The sequence below is a fragment of the Stakelama sediminis genome, assembly GCF_014199335.1.
GTDB classification, from domain to species: Bacteria; Pseudomonadota; Alphaproteobacteria; order Sphingomonadales; family Sphingomonadaceae; genus Sphingomonas; species Sphingomonas sediminis.
Genome location: NZ_JACIJI010000005.1, coordinates 89,408 through 108,388 on the forward strand (window position 1 = coordinate 89,408; position 18,981 = coordinate 108,388).

The window sequence follows — 18,981 nt, forward strand, 5'->3', positions numbered from 1 at the left end:
TTCGATTTCGCGCTTCGATAAGGAGGGGGCTGGCTTTGGCAAGGCGGCCGACATCACTGGATATTGCACAGCTTGCAGGTGTGTCGCAGCCCACGGTTTCGCGCGCACTTCGCGGCAGCAAGGACGTCAATCCGCAGACGCGTGCGCGGATCGAGGAGATTGCCCGTCAGCTCAATTATGCGGTCGACAAGAACGCGTCCGCATTACGACGACAATCGACCGATACGCTGGCCTTGTTGTTGTTTGAAGACCCGACACCCGATGAATCGATGATCAACCCGTTCTTCCTTTCGATGCTGGGCGCCATCACCCGGTCGGCGGCGCGGGCGGGTTATGATCTGCTGGTTTCCTTTCAGCAGCTTTCGGGTAACTGGCATGTCGATTATCAGGACAGCCACAAGGCCGACGGGATTATCCTGCTCGGCTATGGCGATTATGAAATCTATCAGTCGCGGCTGGAAAAGCTGCTCGAACAGGGCACGCAGTTCGTGCTGTGGGGTGCCGTACGTCAGGATACGACCGGTTACACGCTCGGGTCCGACAATTATGGCGGCGGGATGGCCGCGACCCGGCACCTGCTCGAACAGGGGCGCAGGCGGATCGCCTTTCTGGGCCATGCCGATCATCATTATCCCGAATTTGCCGAACGCTATCGCGGCTATGCTGATGCGCTGAGCGCTGCAGGACGAAAGATAGACCGGGCGTTGCAGGTCGATGCGGTGACGACGCAGGCGGCGGGTGCCGAGGCGATTGAGGAACTGGAGCGGCGCGGGGCATCCTATGACGCGATTTTTGCCGCCAGCGATTCCATCGCGATCGGCGCGATGCTGGCGTTGCAGAAGCGCGGGCACATGGTACCGCGCGATGTCGCGATCGTCGGGTTCGACGATATCGCTGCCGCCTCCTTCACCACGCCGCCGCTGACCACGGTGACGCAGGATACCCGCGCGGCGGGGGAAGCGCTGGTGTCGGCGTTGCTCGCCCGGCTGGGCGGAGCAACGCCGCGGACGGGCGCATTGCCCACCCGGCTGGTGGTGCGCGGCAGCAGCGGCGCCTGATTCCACGTGCGTCAGTCGAACAGGAACAGGTTCAGCGTAAGGCGCCCGGTCAGCGGGTTTCCGGTGATCGGCACCGTGTCGGGCAACCACGCGCAATGCAGGCGATTGCCGCGATAGACCAGAGCCCGATTATGGCAGGCGTCATGCCGGGCAATCTGTTCGAACAACGGCGTGTCACCCTCGATATAGGCGGGCTCGGGCAGGCCGTACTGACGGATCGCCGCATCCAGACCGGTACGATAGGGCGTAAGGCGTTCGGCGCTGATCCGTTCGAACCCGGTGGTGCGTTCCCGGTAAAAGGCGGTGCCGCCCTGCGGACCATGGCCCAGAAATAACAGCAGCGCGATGCGACGATCCTCGACCCCGTCGAAATGCGGCAGGCGCTGAATCGGTGCCAGATCCCCCGGTGGTGTCGTCACGAGCGAATAATAGGCTTCCGATACGGCAGGTGCGGGATCGAGATCAAAATGCGTTGCGAGCAGCGGCGCGATGCGCTGCCGCATCCGCTCTGCCAGCATCGGCGGGATGGTGGCGCGCAGGCCGGGATAATGCGGGCCGATCGGTTGCAGACGCAGCATTGCCGCATCCTCACGCAGCACGTCCGGGCCGGGCCAGAAGTCGTCGAGGATCAGTGTCGGCTGCTGCTCTTTGCCGTCCAGGGATACATGCGGTTCGGGATTGTTCTGCATCGTTCAGACATCATTGCGACAGTCACACATCGGTGCAAGCCGAGGAGTAAATAGCTGTATTCGTATGCGTCGCCATTGCCGCGACGACGGCGGTAGGGCAAGTTTTGCCGAGTATAAGATTGCAACGGGCGCCAAGACCCGAAAACCGTCCGCAGGGAGAGATGATGACCGAAAAGCCGCGCCAAAGCATGGCGGGCCTGTGGAATCTGAGTTTCGGATTCTTCGGCATCCAGATCGGCTTCGCGCTGCAGAACGCGAATATGAGCCGGATTTTTCAGTTGCTGGGCGAATCTCTCGACCGGCTTCCGGCGTTGTGGATTGCGGCGCCGCTGACCGGGCTGATCGTGCAGCCGATAATCGGTCATTATTCCGACCGCACCTGGACCCGGCTGGGGCGCAGGCGGCCCTATTTCCTTGCCGGTGCCGTTCTCGCCGCTTTTGCCCTGTTCGTCATGCCGCAATCGCCGGCCATATGGTTTGCGGCGATGATGCTGTGGGTGCTCGACGCCTCGCTCAATGTGTCGATGGAGCCGTTTCGCGCCTATGTCGGCGATCAGTTGCGCCGCGACCAGCATACTGCGGGTTACGCAATGCAAACCGCTTTTATCGGTGCAGGTGCAGTGGTTGGGTCGCTGCTTCCCTATGTTTTTGCCAAGCTGGGCGTTTCGAATGAAGTTGTTGGCGGCGGCGTGCCGGATTCGGTGCGGTACAGTTTCTGGATCGGCGGGGTCGCACTTTTACTGGCAATATTATGGACGGTGTTTACCACGCGCGAATATAGCCCGGCGGAAATGGAGTCCTTTGGAGAAGAGGAGCTTCCCACCGCGGCACCTCAGCCGGCAAAGCTGAATTTCGGCCTGTGGGCGGGAATTGGCGCTGTCGTGCTGCTGGCGGTTTCGACACTTGGTCTGGAAAAAGAGCTTTATCTGCTGGGCGGGCTGCTGATCGCCTATGATCTGTGCAAGCTGGCGGCATGGACGCTGGCCCAGCGGGGCAATACGGACAATATGCTCAGCCATATCGTTGGTGATTTTTCCGGTATGCCGACGATCATGAAGCGGCTGGCGCTGGTCCAGTTTTTTACCTGGTCCGCGCTGTTCATCATGTGGATCTACACGACGCCGGTCGTCGTCCAATATGTTTATGGCTCCACCGATCCGACAAGTCCTGCCTATAACGAAGGGGGTAACTGGGTTGGCGTTCTGTTTGCGGTGTTTAACGGCGTGGCTGCCGTCGCCGCGTTGACGATCCTGCCGCCATTGTCGCGGCGCATCGGCAAGGCCCGCACGCATCTGATCTGTCTGTTGTTCGGCGCGGCCGGATTTGCCAGCTATTTGGTCATTCGCAGTCCCTATTGGCTGCTGGTCAGCGAAATCGGCATCGGCATCGCCTGGGCATCGATCCTCGCCATGCCCTATGCGATCCTTGCGTCCAGCCTGCCGCAACGAAAACTCGGCATTTATATGGGGCTGTTCAACATCTTCATCGTCGTACCCCAGCTTCTCGTCGCCACCGTGATGGGCAGCATCATGAAGGCGTTTTTTCCGACGCAGCCCATCTGGACGATGGCCTTTGCCGCCGGGGTCCTGATTTTTGCCGCCCTTGCCATGTTGCGCGTGCGCGCCGCCGAAATCGAACTGGAAGCTCAATGAAAAAACTTACCCTTTCGCTCGCGGCGGCCGCGCTCGCTATCGGTACTGCCTCGGCCCAGATGCATGGCACGTCCGCGAAGGCGGATTCGCTCGCGGCCTATCAGCCCCAACCCTATGCGACGATCCACAATGCGCCGTGGAGCGAGACGGCGGTACTATACGAACTCAACACCCGTCAGTTCACGCCGGAAGGGACGTTTCGTGCTGCCCGGAAACAGCTTCCCCGTCTGAAGAAGCTCGGCGTCAATATCATCTGGCTGATGCCCATCCACCCGATCGGGAAGAAGAATCGCAAGGGCACGCTGGGGTCGCCCTATTCGGTCCGGAACTATCTGGAGGTGAACCCGCGACTGGGGACCAAGGCGGATCTGAAGGCGTTTGTCGATGCCGCGCACAAGCTGGGGATGCACGTCATTCTCGACTGGGTGGCGAACCACACCGCCTGGGACAATGTCTGGGTAAAGGCACATCCCGACTGGTATGAGCGTAACTGGAAGGGCGATTTCACGCCTACGCCATGGTGGGACTGGTCGGATATTATCGACCTGAATTACGACAAGCCCGCACTGCGCAAGGCGATGACCGACGCAATGGTCTATTGGGTGAAGAATTTCGGGATCGACGGCTATCGGGCCGATGTTGCCGGTTATGTGCCGCTCGATTTCTGGGAAACGGCGCGCGCGCGTCTGGAACGGATCAGGCCGGTCTTCATGCTCGCTGAATGGAAGTTTCCCGAATATACCCGAAAGGCGTTTGACGCCGTCTATGCCTGGGACTGGCATAACACCATGAAGAATATCGCGCAGGGTAAGGCCGACGCCACCGCGCTCTATGGCTATTATAGCGAGAATGAGAGCGCCTGGCCGAAATCGGCGATGCGCATGGTCTATGTCGCCAATCACGACAGCAATGCCTGGGAAGGCACGCAATATGAGAATTTCGGCGAGGCTCTGCCGGCGGTGATCGCGCTGAGCTTTACCGGCGAAGGCATCCCGATGATCTATGACGGGCAGGAGGCGTGTAACCACAAACGGCTTGCCTTCTTTGAAAAGGATACGATCCAGTGGGACGCCCATCCCGATTGCAGGCTGGGATCGCTGTTTCACGACCTGATCCGCTTTCGCGACGACAACAAGGCGCTGCATAACGGCAAATGGGGCGCGCGGATGGTCAAGGTCGACAATGACAAGCCGCAACAGGTGTTCAGCTGGGTGCGTCAGGAAGGCAATGACAAAGTGTTCGGCGTGTTCAACCTGTCGGCAAAGCCGGTTACGGTCAGCTTCCCGACCCGGTTACAGGCCGGAACCTATCATGAGTTTCGTGGCAGTGCCCCGGTGACGATCACCAGGGGTGAGACGATGACGCTTCCCGCCTGGGGCTATCGCCTGTTCGCGCACGAGGAGTGACGCACCGGGTGGTCAGCGCAGCTTTGTCGCCGCGATACCGCCCAGTTCGCTTGCCTGCCAGCCGATCAGCGCGGGGATGCCGAGCGCGAGGTCGCGTGCGCGCTTGGCGAGCGACAGGGCAAGCGCGCTTTCGGGCGGCAGGCCGAGCAGCGGGCCGATCAGCACATAGGCGGCCTCCTGCACCCCGATTGCGCCGGGAATGATGAAGGCGACGCTGCGCAGCGCGAAGATCAGGCTTTCCAGCGTCAGCACCGCCCATAGCGGTAAATTCACGTCCATCAGCCGCAAGGCGATCCATGCGCCGGCTGCCGAGGCGATCCATCCGGCGAGGTTGAACAGAAAGGATGCCGCCACCCGGCCGCGCTTTTCATAAATCCGGCGAACCAGAATGCCCGTTTCCGCCATTTTCTCTGCCACGCCGGGGATCATGCGTTCCCCCAGCCGTTCGCCCAGCGCGGGGATATAGCGTTGCGCCATCAGGAACGCGGCGAGCATCGCCGCCATCAGCCCCGTCCCGGCGAGAATCGGTAAAAGGACCGAGTCGACGCCTGCGGTGACCGTCAGCGCGAGCATGATGATGCCGAACAGGGTGAAAATCAGTTGTCCCGCCATCTCGGTCGTCATCTCGACGATCAACGCGGCATAGACGAGCGGTGCCGCAATTCCGCGCGCGGTCAGTATGCGCGTGCCCAGGACGATGCCGCCGACCTGCGAAAAGGGCAGGATATCGGACGCCGCCTCGCGCACCATGCGCGCCCAGGCGAATAGCGGAACCCGCTGTGCCGATACGCCCGGCGCGGCGCTGATCCATGCGCCGCCCAGAATCGGAAAGACCGCTAGCGAATACAGGCAATAGAGCAAAAACCCGCCGACCCCGATCCGTTCCGCGGCGGACAATACCTGTGTCAGCCCGGCCGATCCGAACGCCCATATCGCCGCACCCAGCCCGACAAAGGTCGCCAATACTATCCAGAGCCGGGTGCGCATCTGAATCAGGCCGTGGAGGGTTTCTTGCCACGCCCCGTGAAGCGCAACGCCAGTCGCATCATCCGCGGTACGAAGCGCGGACGCAGCAGGCGCTGATCATATTGCCCCAGCCGCCGGTCATTTTCGGCAAGGCAGATGCGCGCCAGTTCGGGAAAGCTGATTTCGACGCCGAGTTCCTTTGATCCGTTGAGCGTGAAATTATTGTCCTGTCCCTTTTCGCTGTCTTCCATGCCGCGTGCAATGCCGATGCGTTCCCAGATCAGGAATGCCCAGACCGCCGCGATTTTTGCCGCGAACCACGGACGACGCCACAGCGGCATGTTGCGGCGATGCCAGGCGACCCAGTTGACGAAGAACAGGATATGGCGGCCCTCTTCATGCATTACGGGTTCGAATGTATTGACCAGTTCTTCCGGAAAGAAGCCCGATCGTTTGGCAAGGTCGAACAGGCCGAAGCCGAAGAAACTGTCGATGCATTCCGAATAACCGGTCACCATGAACGCCCATTCGGGGTCGCGCGGTACCTTATATTCCGGTTCGGGCTCCAGCTCGATGCCATAAGCCTGCACCATGTCGGCCAGTACGATCTTGTGCCGCTTCTCCTCAAACGCATTCATCGCGATGGCGTCGTAGAGCAGAGGATCGGAAATATCCCTGCCATAGGTGGCGACGTTCATGCCCGCACGCCCCTCGGTCTGCACCGCAATGTCCCAGATGGGCAGGGAAACGATCTTGTCGCGGGTTTCGTCGTCCAGCCTTGGCCAGTCGATCAGCGCCGGTCGATAGGGGTCATGGGTATCGAGCAGCGTTTGGCAGAACAGGCGCAGGTGATCGTCCGACCCAAGCCGAACGGGCTGATCGGGGGCAACCGAGAGTCCGAATTTGGCGAGCATCATTCCCTCCCAAAATCGCCGAAATTTCCCAGTGCGATGCCGTGCGCTTCGATGGCGTCGCGGACGTCGCGGTCAAGCAGGGCTGCCAGTTCATCCCGATGGCGATAGTCGGGGCCACAGCCGGGCCACTGATCCATAACCGCCGGATGCAGATAAAGTTCGTTCAGTCCGTCCGAAACCTGCGGAATGGCGCGCAGGACATTGGCGGTGTTCATCCGCCCGCTGTCGGCCAGTCCGAATACACGGTCGGGGGCATCCATGGCGTTGCGCCGGGCGCGCCGGCGAAGCATTCGGGCAAAAGGGGCTGCGAGCCAGCCCGATCCTTTCGGGCGTCCCGGTTCTACCGGCGCACGCAGCGCCTTTGCGCCATGACGGCGCGCGGTGGCGATCAGGATCGAACCGATGACCGGATGGACGTGGAAATGCTTGTGTGCATTGACGTGATCGAGCGGCAGACCAGTCGCGGCGAATGCGGCGAACTGCGCCTCGATCTCGGCGCGAAGCTGACGGCGTACGGCTGGACGAAAGGCGAAAGCGAACCCGGCCAGCGCCATATTGTCGCGAAACCGGCCGCGCGCGTCGATCAGGTCGGGGACCTGTTCGGGGGGCAGGATCGGACAGCCATCGACCAGCACCAGATGCAGCCCCACCCCCAGCCGGGGCAGGCGTCGTGCCCGCTGCACCGCGTCGGCGGCGGCATCACCCGCGACCATCAGGCTGGCGGCGGTCAGGATGCCGCTCTGATGCGCTTGTTCGACCGCATCATTGACCGCGATGGCCGCGCCGAAATCATCGGCGGTGACCACCAGCCGTTTCATCCCGCAGCGCCCTTCCGTTCGCGCAGGAAGTGGAAGAATTCCACGCCTTCGCGCAGGCGGCGCTTCATCATGTCGAAATCGCGCACCATCTCCCCGACGATCGAGCCGATCTTGCCGGGGCGGAAATAGAAACGCTTGTAGAAATCCTCGACCGAGTGGAAGATTTCGCCATGGCTGAGGTGCGGATAGTGCAGCGGTGCGATCTGTACGCCGTGATCGTCGACCAGTTCGGCGTTGCTCGCATCCAGCCAGCCATTTTCGACCGCCTGATTATACAGGAACGTGCCGGGATAGGGTGCTGCCAGTGACACCTGAATCGTGTGCGGGTTGATCTTGCGCGCCCAGTTCACCGTCTGCTCGATGGTTTCCTTCGTCTCGCCCGGCAGGCCGAGGATGAAGGTGCCGTGGATAGCGATGCCCAGCTTGTGACAGTTGCGGGTAAACTCCTCCGCAACCTCGATGCGCATGCCCTTTTTGATATTGTGCAGGATCTGCTGGTTGCCGCTTTCATAGCCGACGAGCAGCAGGCGCAGGCCGTTTTCCTTCAGCACCTTCAGCGTTTCATAGGGCACGTTTGCTTTTGCGTTGCACGACCAGGTGACACCCAGCTTGCCGAGTTCACGCGCAATCGCCTCCGCACGCGGACGGTCGTCGGTAAAGGTATCGTCGTCGAAGAAAAATTCCTTCACTTCCGGAAACGCCTTCAGGCAATATTTGATCTCTTCGATGACATGCCCGACGCTGCGCGTGCGATAACGATGTCCGCCCACCGTTTGCGGCCACAGGCAGAAGGTGCAGCGCGATTTGCAGCCGCGGCCCGTATAGATGGAGATGTACGGGTGCTTCAGATAACCGATGAAATAATTGTCGATCACCAGATCGCGTTTATAGATGGGGGAGACGAAGGGCAGGTCGTCCATCGTCTCCAGCATCGGCCGGTCGTCATTATGGGTGATGACGCCGTTGTGGACCCAGGACAGCCCCTGAATCGCGTGCCAGTCGCGACCGTCGGCGACTTCCTTGATCGTGAAGTCGAATTCGTTGCGTGCGACAAAATCGACGATGCCGCCCGCATCCTTCAGGCTCTTGTCGGCCTCGACCGCGACCTTTGCGCCGATAAAGCCGACTTTCAGGTCAGGATTTTCGGCCTTGAGCGCTTCCGCCGTTTTCACGTCGGAGGCGAAGCTGGGCACCGAGGTGTGGAGGATGGCAAGGTCGAAATCTTTCGCCTGCGCGGTCACTTCGGGCAGCTTGATGCCGTGCGGCGGCGCGTCGATCAGCTTTGAATTCTCGACTAGTGCCGCCGGCTGCGCGAGCCAGGTCGGATACCAGAAGCTCTTGATTTCGCGTCGAGCCTGATAGCGCGATCCCGCACCGCCGTCGAAACCGTCGAACGAGGGTGCCTGGAGGAAGAGCGTGCGCATCGAATAAGAGCCTTTCTTCATTTTCCGGCGAGCCGGCCCCCGCGTGTAATTTTAAGGGCTGCGCCGCGCCATTCAACCGAGCGCGTGACGAAACCGCCTAAAAACAGCGCGAAGGACAGCGTGTCCCGCACCGGAATCAATGCGATCCGGGCGAGCGCGTCGCCAGTGTCGCGCGCCGTCCGTACCGCGACTATGCCGCGTGCTGCAAGCGCGAACAGCAACGCAACCGTTCCCGGCCATCCCGGTACGCAGATCAGGGAGACGAGCGCCAGCGCGAGAGGATGGAGGATGATGCTTCCCGCCGCGCCGCCGGGGTCGATCCCGGCAATGGTGGCGTTCCAGCGCAATTCGTGGCGCAGGAGCGCACCCGGCGCCTCTTCGGTAAAACAATGGGTGAGCAGCATCGGCGGGATGGCCACCCGCTTTCCGCGCGCCCGAACCGCTGCGCCGATCGCGTGGTCGTCGGCCAGAATATCGGCAAACGCTTCGAACCCGCCAAGCGCGTTCAGCATTTCGCGGCGCATCGCGATGGTGGAGCCCATACAGGGGTGGCCCATGCCGCTGGCGATGCCGATCGCGGCGGCGGGAAGAAAATGCAGGTCGGTGCCCAGCGCCGCCAGCCGCGACCAGAAACCGGCATCGCCTCGCCCTCGATACAGGCACGACACCGCTCCGACACCCGGCTGCTCCAGTCCATGATGAAGGGTCGCCAGATAGCTGCGCGGTACCGCCATGTCGCTGTCGCTCAGCACGATCCGGTCGTGCCGGGCACGGCGCATCAGGTTGATCAGGTTCGAAACCTTGGCATTGCTGCCGTGTACGGTCGGGTCGACCACCAATTCGATATCGGCATCGGGATAGCGCGCCTTCAGCGCCTCGACCGCCGCAATCGCCGGATCGTCGGCACGCTGTACCCCGCACAGCATTTGCACAGGTGCCGGCCAGTCCTGTTCGATGAAAGTGGCGAGGTTTTCAAAGAGGCGCGGTTCCGCACCATATAGAGGCTTGAGCAATGTGACGGCAGATGCGTCGAACGGTGCAGCGGTGTGTGGCGCCGTGCGATAGCGACCGATCAGCATCGCGCCCCAGAGCAGTAATATGCTGCCCGCAATCGCGGCCAGCGACACGCAAACGGCGATAATCTCCAGCGCCAATCCCTTGCGACTCCCCGATCCGGCTACGACCTTTTCCGCACCGCCAAAAATGCCTAAGGGCCCAGTGCGGCGCGTGCGACAAGGGAGTGAATAGGCTGACCAGTCTGTCCGACAAGGTTTTTCTGACTGGTGCGACCGGCTTTGTCGGCGGTGCAGTGCTGCGCGCGCTGATGCGGCGCGGAACCCGGCCGACAGTGCTGGTTCGCGATACCAGCCCGCGCACAAACCTGTCGGGCTTTACCGGGCCGGTCGTCACCGGCGATCTGCGCGACCGGGCATCGCTTGAAAAAGCCATGGCGGGGGCGCGGCAGGTCTTTCATGTTGCCGCAGATTATCGGCTCTGGGCACGTGACCCGGAAGAAATTGTCCGCAACAATATCGCCACCACCCGCAATGTGATGGAAGCGGCGCTGGCCGCAGGCGTTGAGCGCATCGTCTATACCAGCAGCGTGTCGACGATCCTGCCCGATCCCGATGGCCCCGCCGATGAAGATCGTGCGGCGCAGCCCGATCAGGTGATTACCGCCTATAAACGTTCCAAGGTGGAAGCCGAGCGGCTGGTCGAGCGCATGGTCGCCGAACAAAGCCTGCCTGCGGTGATCGTCAATCCCTCGACACCGGTGGGGCCCGGTGATGTGCGCCCGACCCCGACCGGGCGCATTATCGTCGAGGCCGCGAATGGCCGGATGCCCGCCTATATCGAAAGCGGGCTGAACGTCGTGCATGTCGATGACGTGGCCGACGGCCATATCGCCGCGCTGGAGCAGGGGCAGTTGGGCGAACGCTATATTCTGGGCGGTGACGATGTGACGATGCGCGACCTGTTCGGTGCCATCGCCCGGTTGGCGGGACGCAGGCCGCCGCGTGTGCGCCTGCCCACCGGGCCGCTTTATCCGCTTGCCTGGGTAAATGAGGGGATTGCGCAGGTGACGGGCAAGGAGCCGTTCCTCACCCGCGATGCGTTGCGGATGGCGAAACACGCGATGTTTTATTCCTCGACAAAGGCAGAGCGCGATCTGGGTTATCGCCATCGCCCCTATGAAAGCGCGATTGCCGATGCGCTGACATGGTTTCGTGCCGCAGGGAGCGTGCGGTGACTGGTGCATTGATCGAGCTGGCGATTGCCGTGCTGGCATTGCTGATCTGGATCGGGATGCTTGTCGTGCGGGGTGGCTTCTGGCTGGCGCGCGAACGCGATACGTGCGATCTGCCGCCGGAGCCGACGGACTGGCCGGATGTGGTGGCGGTGGTGCCCGCGCGCGACGAGGCCGATGTTATTGCCCGCGCGATCGGCAGTCTTGCCGCGCAGGACTATCCGGGGCGGTTCGGTATCATTCTGGTCGATGATTCGAGCAGCGACGGCACGGCGGATGTGGCGCGGCAGGCGGCGCGCGATGCCGGCGGTCATCCGCTGGAAATCGTGACCGGGCAACCGCTTCCTTCCGGCTGGACAGGCAAGCTCTGGGCGGTGTCGCAGGGCGTTGCGGCGGCGGGTGGCGGCCCGCACTATCTCTGGCTCACCGATGCCGATATCGCCCATGCGCCCGATACGCTGCGCAGTCTGGTGGCACGCGCGGAGGCGGGCGGGCTGGTCCTTACCTCGTTGATGGCGAAACTGCGCTGCGACACTTTTGCCGAACGTGCGCTGATCCCGGCCTTCGTCTTCTTTTTTCAGATGCTCTATCCCTTTGCCCGCGTGAACCGGCCCGGGCGCATGGCGGCGGCGGCGGGCGGCTGCATGCTCGCCCGGCGCGATGCGCTGGAACGTGCGGGCGGGATTGCGGCGATCCGCGGCGCACTGATCGACGATTGCACATTCGGCGCGCTGATGAAGCGTGAAGGGCCGATATGGCTGGGCCTGACCGACCGGTCGCGCAGTATTCGTCCGTATGACGGCTGGGGAGAGATTGCCGCAATGATTTCGCGTTCGGCCTATGCGCAGCTTGGCTATTCGCCCTGGGCGTTGTTGGGTACGCTCATCGGCATGGCGCTGGTCTATCTTGCCCCGCCGGTGCTGGCTTTTGCGGGCGGCTATCCCTTGATCTGGGGCATGGCACTGGCCGCATGGGTGCTGATGACGATTGCGTTTCAGCCGATGCTGCGATTCTATCATCGCTCACCGCTCTGGGGGATTGCCTTGCCGTTGATCGCGGCCTTTTATGCGGGATGCACCTTCCTCTCCGCCTGGCAGCACTGGCGCGGGCGCGGCGGCATGTGGAAGGGCAGGGCGCAGGCGGCAAGGGCAGGCGGATGACGGCGGAGGCAGCACAACTCGCATCGGGCAAAGGCCATCGCGACGAGAATTTTCCCGTTGCGTCGCATCTGGTGAAGCCCGCCTATCGCGCGCCGATCATGGCCTTTTACCGGTTTGCCCGCGCGGCCGATGACGTTGCCGACAATCCGGATGCCGCGCCGGAGGAAAAGTTGCGCCTGCTCGACGCGATGCGCGAAGGGGTGATGGGGCGCGGCGATAATGAAGAAGCGCTGGCGCTGCATCATGCAATGGCCGAACGCGACCTCGACCCCGGCCATGCCTGCGACCTGCTCGATGCCTTCACCCATGACGTGACGATCAACCGCTATGCCGACTGGGGGGAATTGATCGGCTATTGCCGCCTGTCCGCGATGCCTGTCGGGCGCTATGTGCTCGACGTGCACGGCGAATCGCGCACGCTGTGGCCCGCATCGGATGCACTGTGTGCGGCGCTTCAGGTCATCAATCATCTGCAGGATTGCGGCAAGGATTATCGGACATTGAACCGCGTCTACATTCCTTCCGAAACGCTCGCGGAAACGGGCGGCCGTATCGAGGACCTCGGCGGCGCACAAGCGACGCAGGGTCTGCTTGCGGCGATCCGGCATCTGGCGGCAAAGACGGACGCGCTGCTTGAGCAATCGGCGGGGTTTGCCGCGTCGATTCGCGATTCCCGGCTGGCAGGCGAAGTGGCGGTGATCCACGGCCTTGCGGTCAGCCTGAACAAACGGCTGCATCGCCGCGACCCGCTCAGCCAGCGGGTGCATCACACCAGGCCGCAGGCGGCAATGCTGGCGACGGGGGCACTGCTCAAATACTGGCTGCGGTGGCCGCGATGAAACAGACGCCCTCGCACGCAATGGACCTGCAACAGGCGGCGCATGGCAGCAGCTTTTATGCCGGGATGCGGGTGCTGCCCAAGCCCCGGCGTGAAGCAATGTACGCGATTTACGGCTTTTGCCGGGTGGTTGATGATATCGCCGACGATTTGCAGGGCGACCGGGCAGAGCGTGCCGCCCAACTGGCGCAATGGCGGGCGGATATCGCTGCGCTCTACGCCGGTGGCGATCCGGGACTCGCGAGGATGCTGAAACCGGCGATCGAGCGTTTCGATCTGAAGAAGCCCGATTTCGATGCGATTATCGACGGCATGGCGATGGATGTCGCGCGCGATATTCGCTGGCCGCGCGCCGACGAACTCGACCTGTATTGCGACCGGGTGGCGTCGGCAGTCGGGCGGTTGTCGGTGCAGGTGTTCGGGATGGAGCGGGAGCCCGGTCTGGCGCTCTCGCACCATCTGGGCCGCGCGCTGCAATTCACCAATATCCTGCGCGATATTGACGAGGATGCGGCGATCGGGCGCGTCTATCTGTCATGGGAAGCGCTGGAGGGTGCGGGCATCGTGCCGATCACGCCGGAGGCAGTGGCGGCCGATCCGCGTATCGACGCTGCCTGCCGCCCGCTGCTGGCACAGGCCGAAGCGCATTTTCGTGAAGCCGAAGCGATATTGGCGAAGAAGCCGAAGGGCTATCTGATCGCACCCCGGTTGATGGCGGCGGTCTATGCGAAGCTGTTGCGGCGGATGGCGGCGGCGGGCTGGGCACCGCCGCGCGAGCGCGTGAAGCTCAGCAAGCCTGCCCTGCTGTGGACGCTGGCGCGGCTGGGGTTGAAGCGTTGACCCTGCGCCGGGTGGTGATTGCGGGCGCGGGGATGGCGGGCCTGTCGGCTGCCGTCACGCTGGCGCGAAAGGGCATTGCGGTGTCGCTGTCCGATTCAGCGGCGCAGGCGGGCGGGCGCTGCCGCTCCTATCACGATCCGCAGCTTGGCCTGACCATCGACAACGGTAATCATCTGGTGCTGTCGGGTAATGCCGCGGTGGCGCGTTTTCGTGCGGCGATCGGGGCGGATACTCCGCTGGCGGGACCGGATGAGGCACGCTTTGCCTTTCGCGACCTGAGGAGCGGTGCGCACTGGTCGGTGCGGATCAGCGACGGCCGGCTGCCCTGGTGGATCTTTTCGCGGCGTGCGCGCGTGCCAGGCAGCCGCGTGCGCGACTATCTGCCGCTGGTCCGCCTGCTGCGGGGAAGCGATATGCGGATCGACGCCCGGATTGCTGCGAAAGGGCCGGTCTGGGACCGGTTGCTCGAACCCGTGCTGCTCGCCGCACTCAATACCGATCCGTGTGAGGCATCGGCGGCGCTGGCGGGTGCGGTGCTGCGCGAAAGCGTGGCGAAGGGCGGACAGGCCACCTGTCCACGGATTGCCGAGCCGACGCTGGCATCGGCCTTTGTCGACCCGGCGACGGCATTTCTCGACCGGCGGGGTCAGCCGGTGCGGCTGGGACGGCGGCTAAAGGCTATTCGCTTTGCAGGCGACCGGATAGCAGCGCTCGACTGGGCGGACGGGGCTCAGGATATTGCGCCCAATGAAGCGGTGATCCTTGCCGTGCCGCCCTGGGTCGCGACTACATTGGTGCCGGAGTTGCGCGCTCCCGACCAGTTTCGCGCCATCGTCAATGCGCATTTCGCGATTGCGCCGCCAAAGGATGCGCCGCCGATGCTGGGCCTGCTGGGTGGAACGGCGGAATGGCTGTTTGCCTTCCCCGACCGGATTTCGGTGACGGTCAGTGCTGCCGACCGGCTGGTGGACGTCGACCGGGAGACGCTGGCGCGGACATTCTGGACGGAAATCTGTGCTGCCTATGGCATCGACACGGCCATGCCGCGCTGGCAGATCGTCAAGGAAAAGCGCGCGACCTTTGCTGCGACGCCCGCACAGAATGCCAAGCGCCCGCCCGCCGAAACCCGCTGGCGCAACCTGTTTCTGGCAGGCGACTGGACGGATACCGGCCTGCCCGCCACGATCGAGGGGGCATTGCGTTCCGGCGAAGTCGCGGCGGGGCTGGCGATGCGGGCGCGGCTTGCGTAGGAAGTGCGAACGACCATGGATGCCACGCTGACCCAATCCGACCCGAACGCGCTGGATCATGTCGATCGCGCCGTAAACCGTGCCACTGCCGCGCTGGGCAAGGCGCAACGGCCGGACGGGCATTGGGTGTTCGAACTGGAGGCGGATGCCACCATCCCGTCCGAATATGTGCTGCTGCGCCATTATCTCGGCGAAGCGCGCGATACGGAGCTGGAGGCGAAAATCGCCACCTATCTGCGCCGTCGGCAGGGGACGCACGGCGGTTGGCCGCTCTTTCACGACGGGGAATTCGATCTCAGCGCGACGGTGAAGGCCTATTATGCGCTGAAGATGATCGGGGACGATGTCGATGCGCCGCATATGCGGCGTGCGCGCGAAGCGGTGCTGGCGGCGGGCGGTGCGGCGGCGAGCAACGTCTTTACCCGTATTCAGCTTGCCCTGTTCGATGCCGGGCCGTGGGATGCGGTGCCGACCATGCCGCCCGAACTGATCCTGTTGCCGCGCTGGTTTCCGATCCATCTGTCGAAAATGTCCTATTGGGCGCGCACGGTGGTCGTACCGCTGTTGGTGCTGGCGGCGAAAAAGCCGGTGGCGCGCAATCCGCTGCGCGTCCGGGTCGACGAACTTTACACGGGCGAAGCGGTGACGCCGGAGCGGCGGGTGGCCGATGAAAAATGGCTCTGGACGATAGGCTTCAACACGCTTGACCGGGTGTTGAAGCGGGTGGACGGTCTGTGGCCGGAAAAGACCCGCAAACGCGCCATCGATGCCTGTGTGGCTTTTGTCGAGGAACGGCTGAACGGAGAGGACGGGCTGGGTGCCATTTATCCGGCCATGGCGAATAGTGTGATGATGTTCGACTGCCTAGGCTATGCTGAGGATCATCCTTCGCGTGCGATTGCGCGCAAATCGGTCGAAAAACTGCTCGTGATCCATGCGGACGAGGCTTATTGTCAGCCCTGTGTTTCGCCGGTGTGGGATACCGCGCTCGCCGCGCACGCCATGCTGGAAGTGGGTGATGAGACGGCGGAAAAGCGGGCGGAGGCAGCACTGGACTGGCTTGGCCCGCGCCAGGTGCTGGACGTGAAGGGCGACTGGGCGGAGGAACGGCCCGATATACGGCCCGGCGGCTGGGCGTTTCAGTATAACAACGCGCACTATCCCGATCTTGACGATACCGCCGTGGTGGTGATGGCGATGGATCGCGCGCGCGCGAAATCCGACGCGGATCGCGATGAGGCGATTGCGCGCGGGGCCGAGTGGACGGTCGGCCTGCAATCGCGTGACGGCGGCTGGGGCGCGTTCGATGCCGACAATGCCTATCACTATCTTAACAACCTGCCCTTTGCCGATCATGGCGCGCTGCTCGACCCGCCGACCGCCGATGTCAGCGCGCGGTGCGTGTCGATGCTGGCGCAGCTTGGCGAGCCGACCGACAGCGCGCGGATGCAGGCGGCGCTGGGCTGGCTGGAAAAAGCGCAGGAAGCCGATGGAAGCTGGTTCGGGCGCTGGGGCGTCAACTATATCTACGGCACCTGGTCGGTGCTTTGTGCGCTGAACGCGGCAGGTGTTGCGCCCGATCATCCGATGGTCGCAAAGGCGGTCGCGTGGCTTAAATCCATCCAGAATCCGGACGGCGGCTGGGGGGAGGATTGCGACAGCTATGCGCTCGATTATGAGGGCCATCGTCCGGCACCTTCCACTGCGTCGCAGACGGGATGGGCGCTGCTGGGCCTGATGGCGGCGGGTGAGGTCGATTCCGATTCGGTCGCACGCGGGATCGGCTGGTTGGCCGAACATCAACAGGCGGACGGATTGTGGGGGCAGGAATTCTATACCGGCGGCGGTTTTCCGCGCGTCTTTTACCTGCGCTATCACGGCTATCCCAAATATTTCCCGCTCTGGGCGATGGCGCGCTACCGCAACCTTAAACGTTCCAACACGCGCCGTGTCGCGCACGGCATGTGACGCTGATCGTCGCCTGCGGGCTGCTCCGCGAGAAGCGGCTGATCGAAGGGACAGGACGCGATATCGTCGCGGTGGCGGGCGGTGGTGACGGCGCGCGGCTGGCACAGGAACTGCACGCGCTGGCGGTGCAATCCCCCGGTCCGATCGTATCGAGCGGACTGGCCGGGGCGCTCAATCCGACGCTGCATCCCGGTGATGTAATTATCGACGGCAACCGGAGGCTGATCGAAAAGCTGCTGACGATGCTGCCCTATGCCCGGCGTGGGGGCGTGATCGGCAGGGACGATGCGGTGGCGGCGCGGGAGGACAAGCGAATCCTGTGGCAGGAAAGCGGGGCTATCGCCGTCGATATGGAAAGCCATGTCGCAGCACTGGTGGCGGAGGAGCGCGGGCTGCCCTTCGCGGCGGTCCGCGTGATTTCCGACACGGCGGACGAGACACTGCCCCCCGCCGCGCTGGCGGGGATGCGGCCCGATGGCGGCATGGCGCTGGGCCGCGTGCTGGCCTCGCTTGCCCGTCATCCTGCGCAACTGCCCGCGCTGATCCGCACCGGGCGGCGCGCGGGCACTGCGTTCAAACGGTTAGGCGGCGTTTACGACGTGCTTGGACGCCTTGGGATCGGCCGCCTTGATCTTGGCGAGTTCCCGCTCGACATGGGTTGAGAAACTTTCTTCCGCCGGGCGCTGATTGGACAGGTCGATATCGGGCGCCATCGGCCCGTCAGTACGCACGCCCTTGCGTCCCACCTGCATCATTTTCAGCGGATGGCGGATGGCATCGGTCGCGGCCGTACCCTCAAACCCGCAATGGACCATGCAATCGGCGCATTTTTCATATTTGCCGACGCCGTATTTGTCCCAATCGGTCCCTGCCATCAGTTCCTTGAAGGTGGAGACATAGCCCTCGCCGAGCAGGTAGCAGGGCTTCTGCCAGCCGAACACGGTGCGCAGCGGCATCGACCAGGGCGTGCATTCATAGGTCTGGTTGCCCGCCAGGAAGTCGAGGAACAACGGCGAATTGGTGAAGGTCCATGCCTTGCCGCCGTTCCCGCGGGAAAATACGTCACGGAAGAAGTTGCGCGTGCGCTCGCGATTGAGGAAATGCTCCTGATCGGCGGCGCGCTCATAGGCATAGCCCGGCGAAATGGTAATCTCCACGCCACGTGCTTCCATCTCGTCGAAGAAACCCGCCAGCCGCGCCGGATCGGCACCGTCGAACACGGTGCAATTGACCTGCACCCGGAAGCCCTTGGCCTTGGCCAGTTCGATCGCTTCGATGGCGATGTCATAGGTGCCGTCCTGATCGACGGCATGGTCGTGCATCTGTTTGTCGCCGTCGAGATGGATCGACCAGGTGAAGAAGGGCGACGGTTTATACTGGTCGATCTTCTTCTTGAGCAGCAGCGCGTTGGTACACAGGATCACGAACTTCTTCTTCGCGATGAAGCCCTCGACGATGCGCGGCATTTCCTTGTGCAGCAGTGGCTCGCCACCGGCAATCGACACGGCGGGTGCGCCGCATTCGTCAATCGCCTCCATGCATTGATCATAGGACAGGCGCTGGTTCAAAATTGCGTCCGGGTAATCGATCTTGCCGCAGCCGGGGCAGGCGAGGTTGCAGCGGAACAGCGGTTCCAGCATCAGTACCAGCGGATATTTGCCGCCCTTGATATGCTCGCGCAGCGTGTAGCTGCCGATGCGGGCAATTTGGGAAAGCGGAATCGACATGAGGAAATCCTAAACGTCAGGGG

Annotated in this window: 17 protein-coding genes; 10 read left to right on the top strand and 7 right to left on the bottom strand. The window is 63.0% G+C overall.

The window, feature by feature from the left end:
- The first annotated feature begins 29 nt into the window (after nucleotides 1-29).
- Complete coding sequence (locus FHR23_RS12795) at nucleotides 30-1,058, top strand: LacI family DNA-binding transcriptional regulator (RefSeq protein ID WP_221227532.1); 1,029 nt, start codon at nucleotides 30-32, stop codon at nucleotides 1,056-1,058.
- Between the two features lie 11 nt (nucleotides 1,059-1,069).
- On the opposite strand, the gene FHR23_RS12800 is transcribed toward FHR23_RS12795, so the two are convergent.
- Nucleotides 1,070-1,747, bottom strand: a complete 678-nt coding sequence (locus FHR23_RS12800) for a DUF6445 family protein (RefSeq protein ID WP_184004641.1) — start codon at nucleotides 1,745-1,747, stop codon at nucleotides 1,070-1,072.
- A 161-nt stretch (nucleotides 1,748-1,908) separates the two neighbouring features.
- Between FHR23_RS12800 and FHR23_RS12805 the strand changes: the two genes are divergently transcribed.
- Both FHR23_RS12805 and FHR23_RS12810 read left to right on the top strand, forming a co-directional pair.
- Nucleotides 1,909-3,399: an MFS transporter gene (locus tag FHR23_RS12805; protein WP_184004644.1), complete on the top strand. Its 1,491-nt coding sequence runs from the start codon at nucleotides 1,909-1,911 to the stop codon at nucleotides 3,397-3,399.
- Nucleotides 3,396-4,805, top strand: a complete 1,410-nt coding sequence (locus tag FHR23_RS12810) for an alpha-amylase family glycosyl hydrolase (RefSeq protein WP_184004646.1) — start codon at nucleotides 3,396-3,398, stop codon at nucleotides 4,803-4,805. The genes FHR23_RS12805 and FHR23_RS12810 overlap by 4 nt, the downstream gene beginning before the upstream one ends.
- Nucleotides 4,806-4,817: 12 nt before the next feature.
- Here FHR23_RS12810 and FHR23_RS12815 read toward each other — a convergent pair whose 3' ends face one another.
- From FHR23_RS12815 to hpnI, 5 genes are read right to left on the bottom strand one after another with little or no spacing between them, the layout of a single operon-like run.
- A complete protein-coding gene (locus FHR23_RS12815; RefSeq protein WP_184004649.1) occupies nucleotides 4,818-5,792 on the bottom strand; it encodes a lysylphosphatidylglycerol synthase domain-containing protein in 975 nt (324 codons plus the stop codon).
- 5 nt (nucleotides 5,793-5,797) lie between these two features.
- On the bottom strand, nucleotides 5,798-6,688 hold the full coding sequence (locus FHR23_RS12820) for a ferritin-like domain-containing protein (protein WP_184004652.1): 891 nt from the start codon (nucleotides 6,686-6,688) through the stop codon (nucleotides 5,798-5,800).
- The gene (gene hpnK / locus FHR23_RS12825; RefSeq protein ID WP_184004655.1) at nucleotides 6,685-7,503 is read right to left on the bottom strand and encodes a hopanoid biosynthesis-associated protein HpnK; all 819 of its coding nucleotides are present in this window, start codon (nucleotides 7,501-7,503) and stop codon (nucleotides 6,685-6,687) included. Before hpnK ends, FHR23_RS12820 begins: the two co-directional genes overlap by 4 nt.
- Nucleotides 7,500-8,948: a hopanoid biosynthesis associated radical SAM protein HpnJ gene (hpnJ, locus tag FHR23_RS12830; protein WP_246359878.1), complete on the bottom strand. Its 1,449-nt coding sequence runs from the start codon at nucleotides 8,946-8,948 to the stop codon at nucleotides 7,500-7,502. The genes hpnK and hpnJ overlap by 4 nt, the downstream gene beginning before the upstream one ends.
- Nucleotides 8,945-10,081 (bottom strand): bacteriohopanetetrol glucosamine biosynthesis glycosyltransferase HpnI, encoded by a 1,137-nt coding sequence (hpnI, locus tag FHR23_RS12835; RefSeq protein ID WP_184004661.1) that lies wholly within the window; start codon nucleotides 10,079-10,081, stop codon nucleotides 8,945-8,947. Before hpnI ends, hpnJ begins: the two co-directional genes overlap by 4 nt.
- Nucleotides 10,082-10,167: 86 nt before the next feature.
- Here hpnI and hpnA point away from each other — a divergent pair, with 86 nt between their 5' ends.
- From hpnA to FHR23_RS12870, 7 genes are read left to right on the top strand one after another with little or no spacing between them, the layout of a single operon-like run.
- Nucleotides 10,168-11,178, top strand: a complete 1,011-nt coding sequence (gene hpnA / locus FHR23_RS12840; RefSeq protein WP_343043149.1) for a hopanoid-associated sugar epimerase — start codon at nucleotides 10,168-10,170, stop codon at nucleotides 11,176-11,178.
- A gap of 8 nt (nucleotides 11,179-11,186) precedes the next feature.
- Nucleotides 11,187-12,335 carry a glycosyltransferase gene (locus FHR23_RS12845; RefSeq protein WP_246359886.1) on the top strand — a complete coding sequence of 383 codons (1,149 nt, stop codon included), beginning with the start codon at nucleotides 11,187-11,189 and terminating at the stop codon, nucleotides 12,333-12,335.
- Complete coding sequence (gene hpnC, locus FHR23_RS12850) at nucleotides 12,332-13,174, top strand: squalene synthase HpnC (protein WP_184004667.1); 843 nt, start codon at nucleotides 12,332-12,334, stop codon at nucleotides 13,172-13,174. Before FHR23_RS12845 ends, hpnC begins: the two co-directional genes overlap by 4 nt.
- On the top strand, nucleotides 13,171-14,013 hold the full coding sequence (hpnD, locus tag FHR23_RS12855) for a presqualene diphosphate synthase HpnD (RefSeq protein WP_184004670.1): 843 nt from the start codon (nucleotides 13,171-13,173) through the stop codon (nucleotides 14,011-14,013). Before hpnC ends, hpnD begins: the two co-directional genes overlap by 4 nt.
- The gene (gene hpnE, locus FHR23_RS12860) at nucleotides 14,010-15,263 is read left to right on the top strand and encodes a hydroxysqualene dehydroxylase HpnE (RefSeq protein WP_343043150.1); all 1,254 of its coding nucleotides are present in this window, start codon (nucleotides 14,010-14,012) and stop codon (nucleotides 15,261-15,263) included. The genes hpnD and hpnE overlap by 4 nt, the downstream gene beginning before the upstream one ends.
- A gap of 15 nt (nucleotides 15,264-15,278) precedes the next feature.
- The gene (shc, locus tag FHR23_RS12865) at nucleotides 15,279-17,231 is read left to right on the top strand and encodes a squalene--hopene cyclase (protein ID WP_184004673.1); all 1,953 of its coding nucleotides are present in this window, start codon (nucleotides 15,279-15,281) and stop codon (nucleotides 17,229-17,231) included.
- Entirely contained in the window at nucleotides 17,228-17,893 is a 666-nt protein-coding gene (locus tag FHR23_RS12870; RefSeq protein ID WP_184004676.1) for a phosphorylase family protein, read from the top strand. The genes shc and FHR23_RS12870 overlap by 4 nt, the downstream gene beginning before the upstream one ends.
- Here the strand turns inward: FHR23_RS12870 and hpnH are convergent.
- Nucleotides 17,813-18,958, bottom strand: a complete 1,146-nt coding sequence (hpnH, locus tag FHR23_RS12875; protein ID WP_184004679.1) for an adenosyl-hopene transferase HpnH — start codon at nucleotides 18,956-18,958, stop codon at nucleotides 17,813-17,815. The genes FHR23_RS12870 and hpnH overlap by 81 nt on opposite strands.
- Between the last annotated feature and the right edge of the window lie 23 nt (nucleotides 18,959-18,981).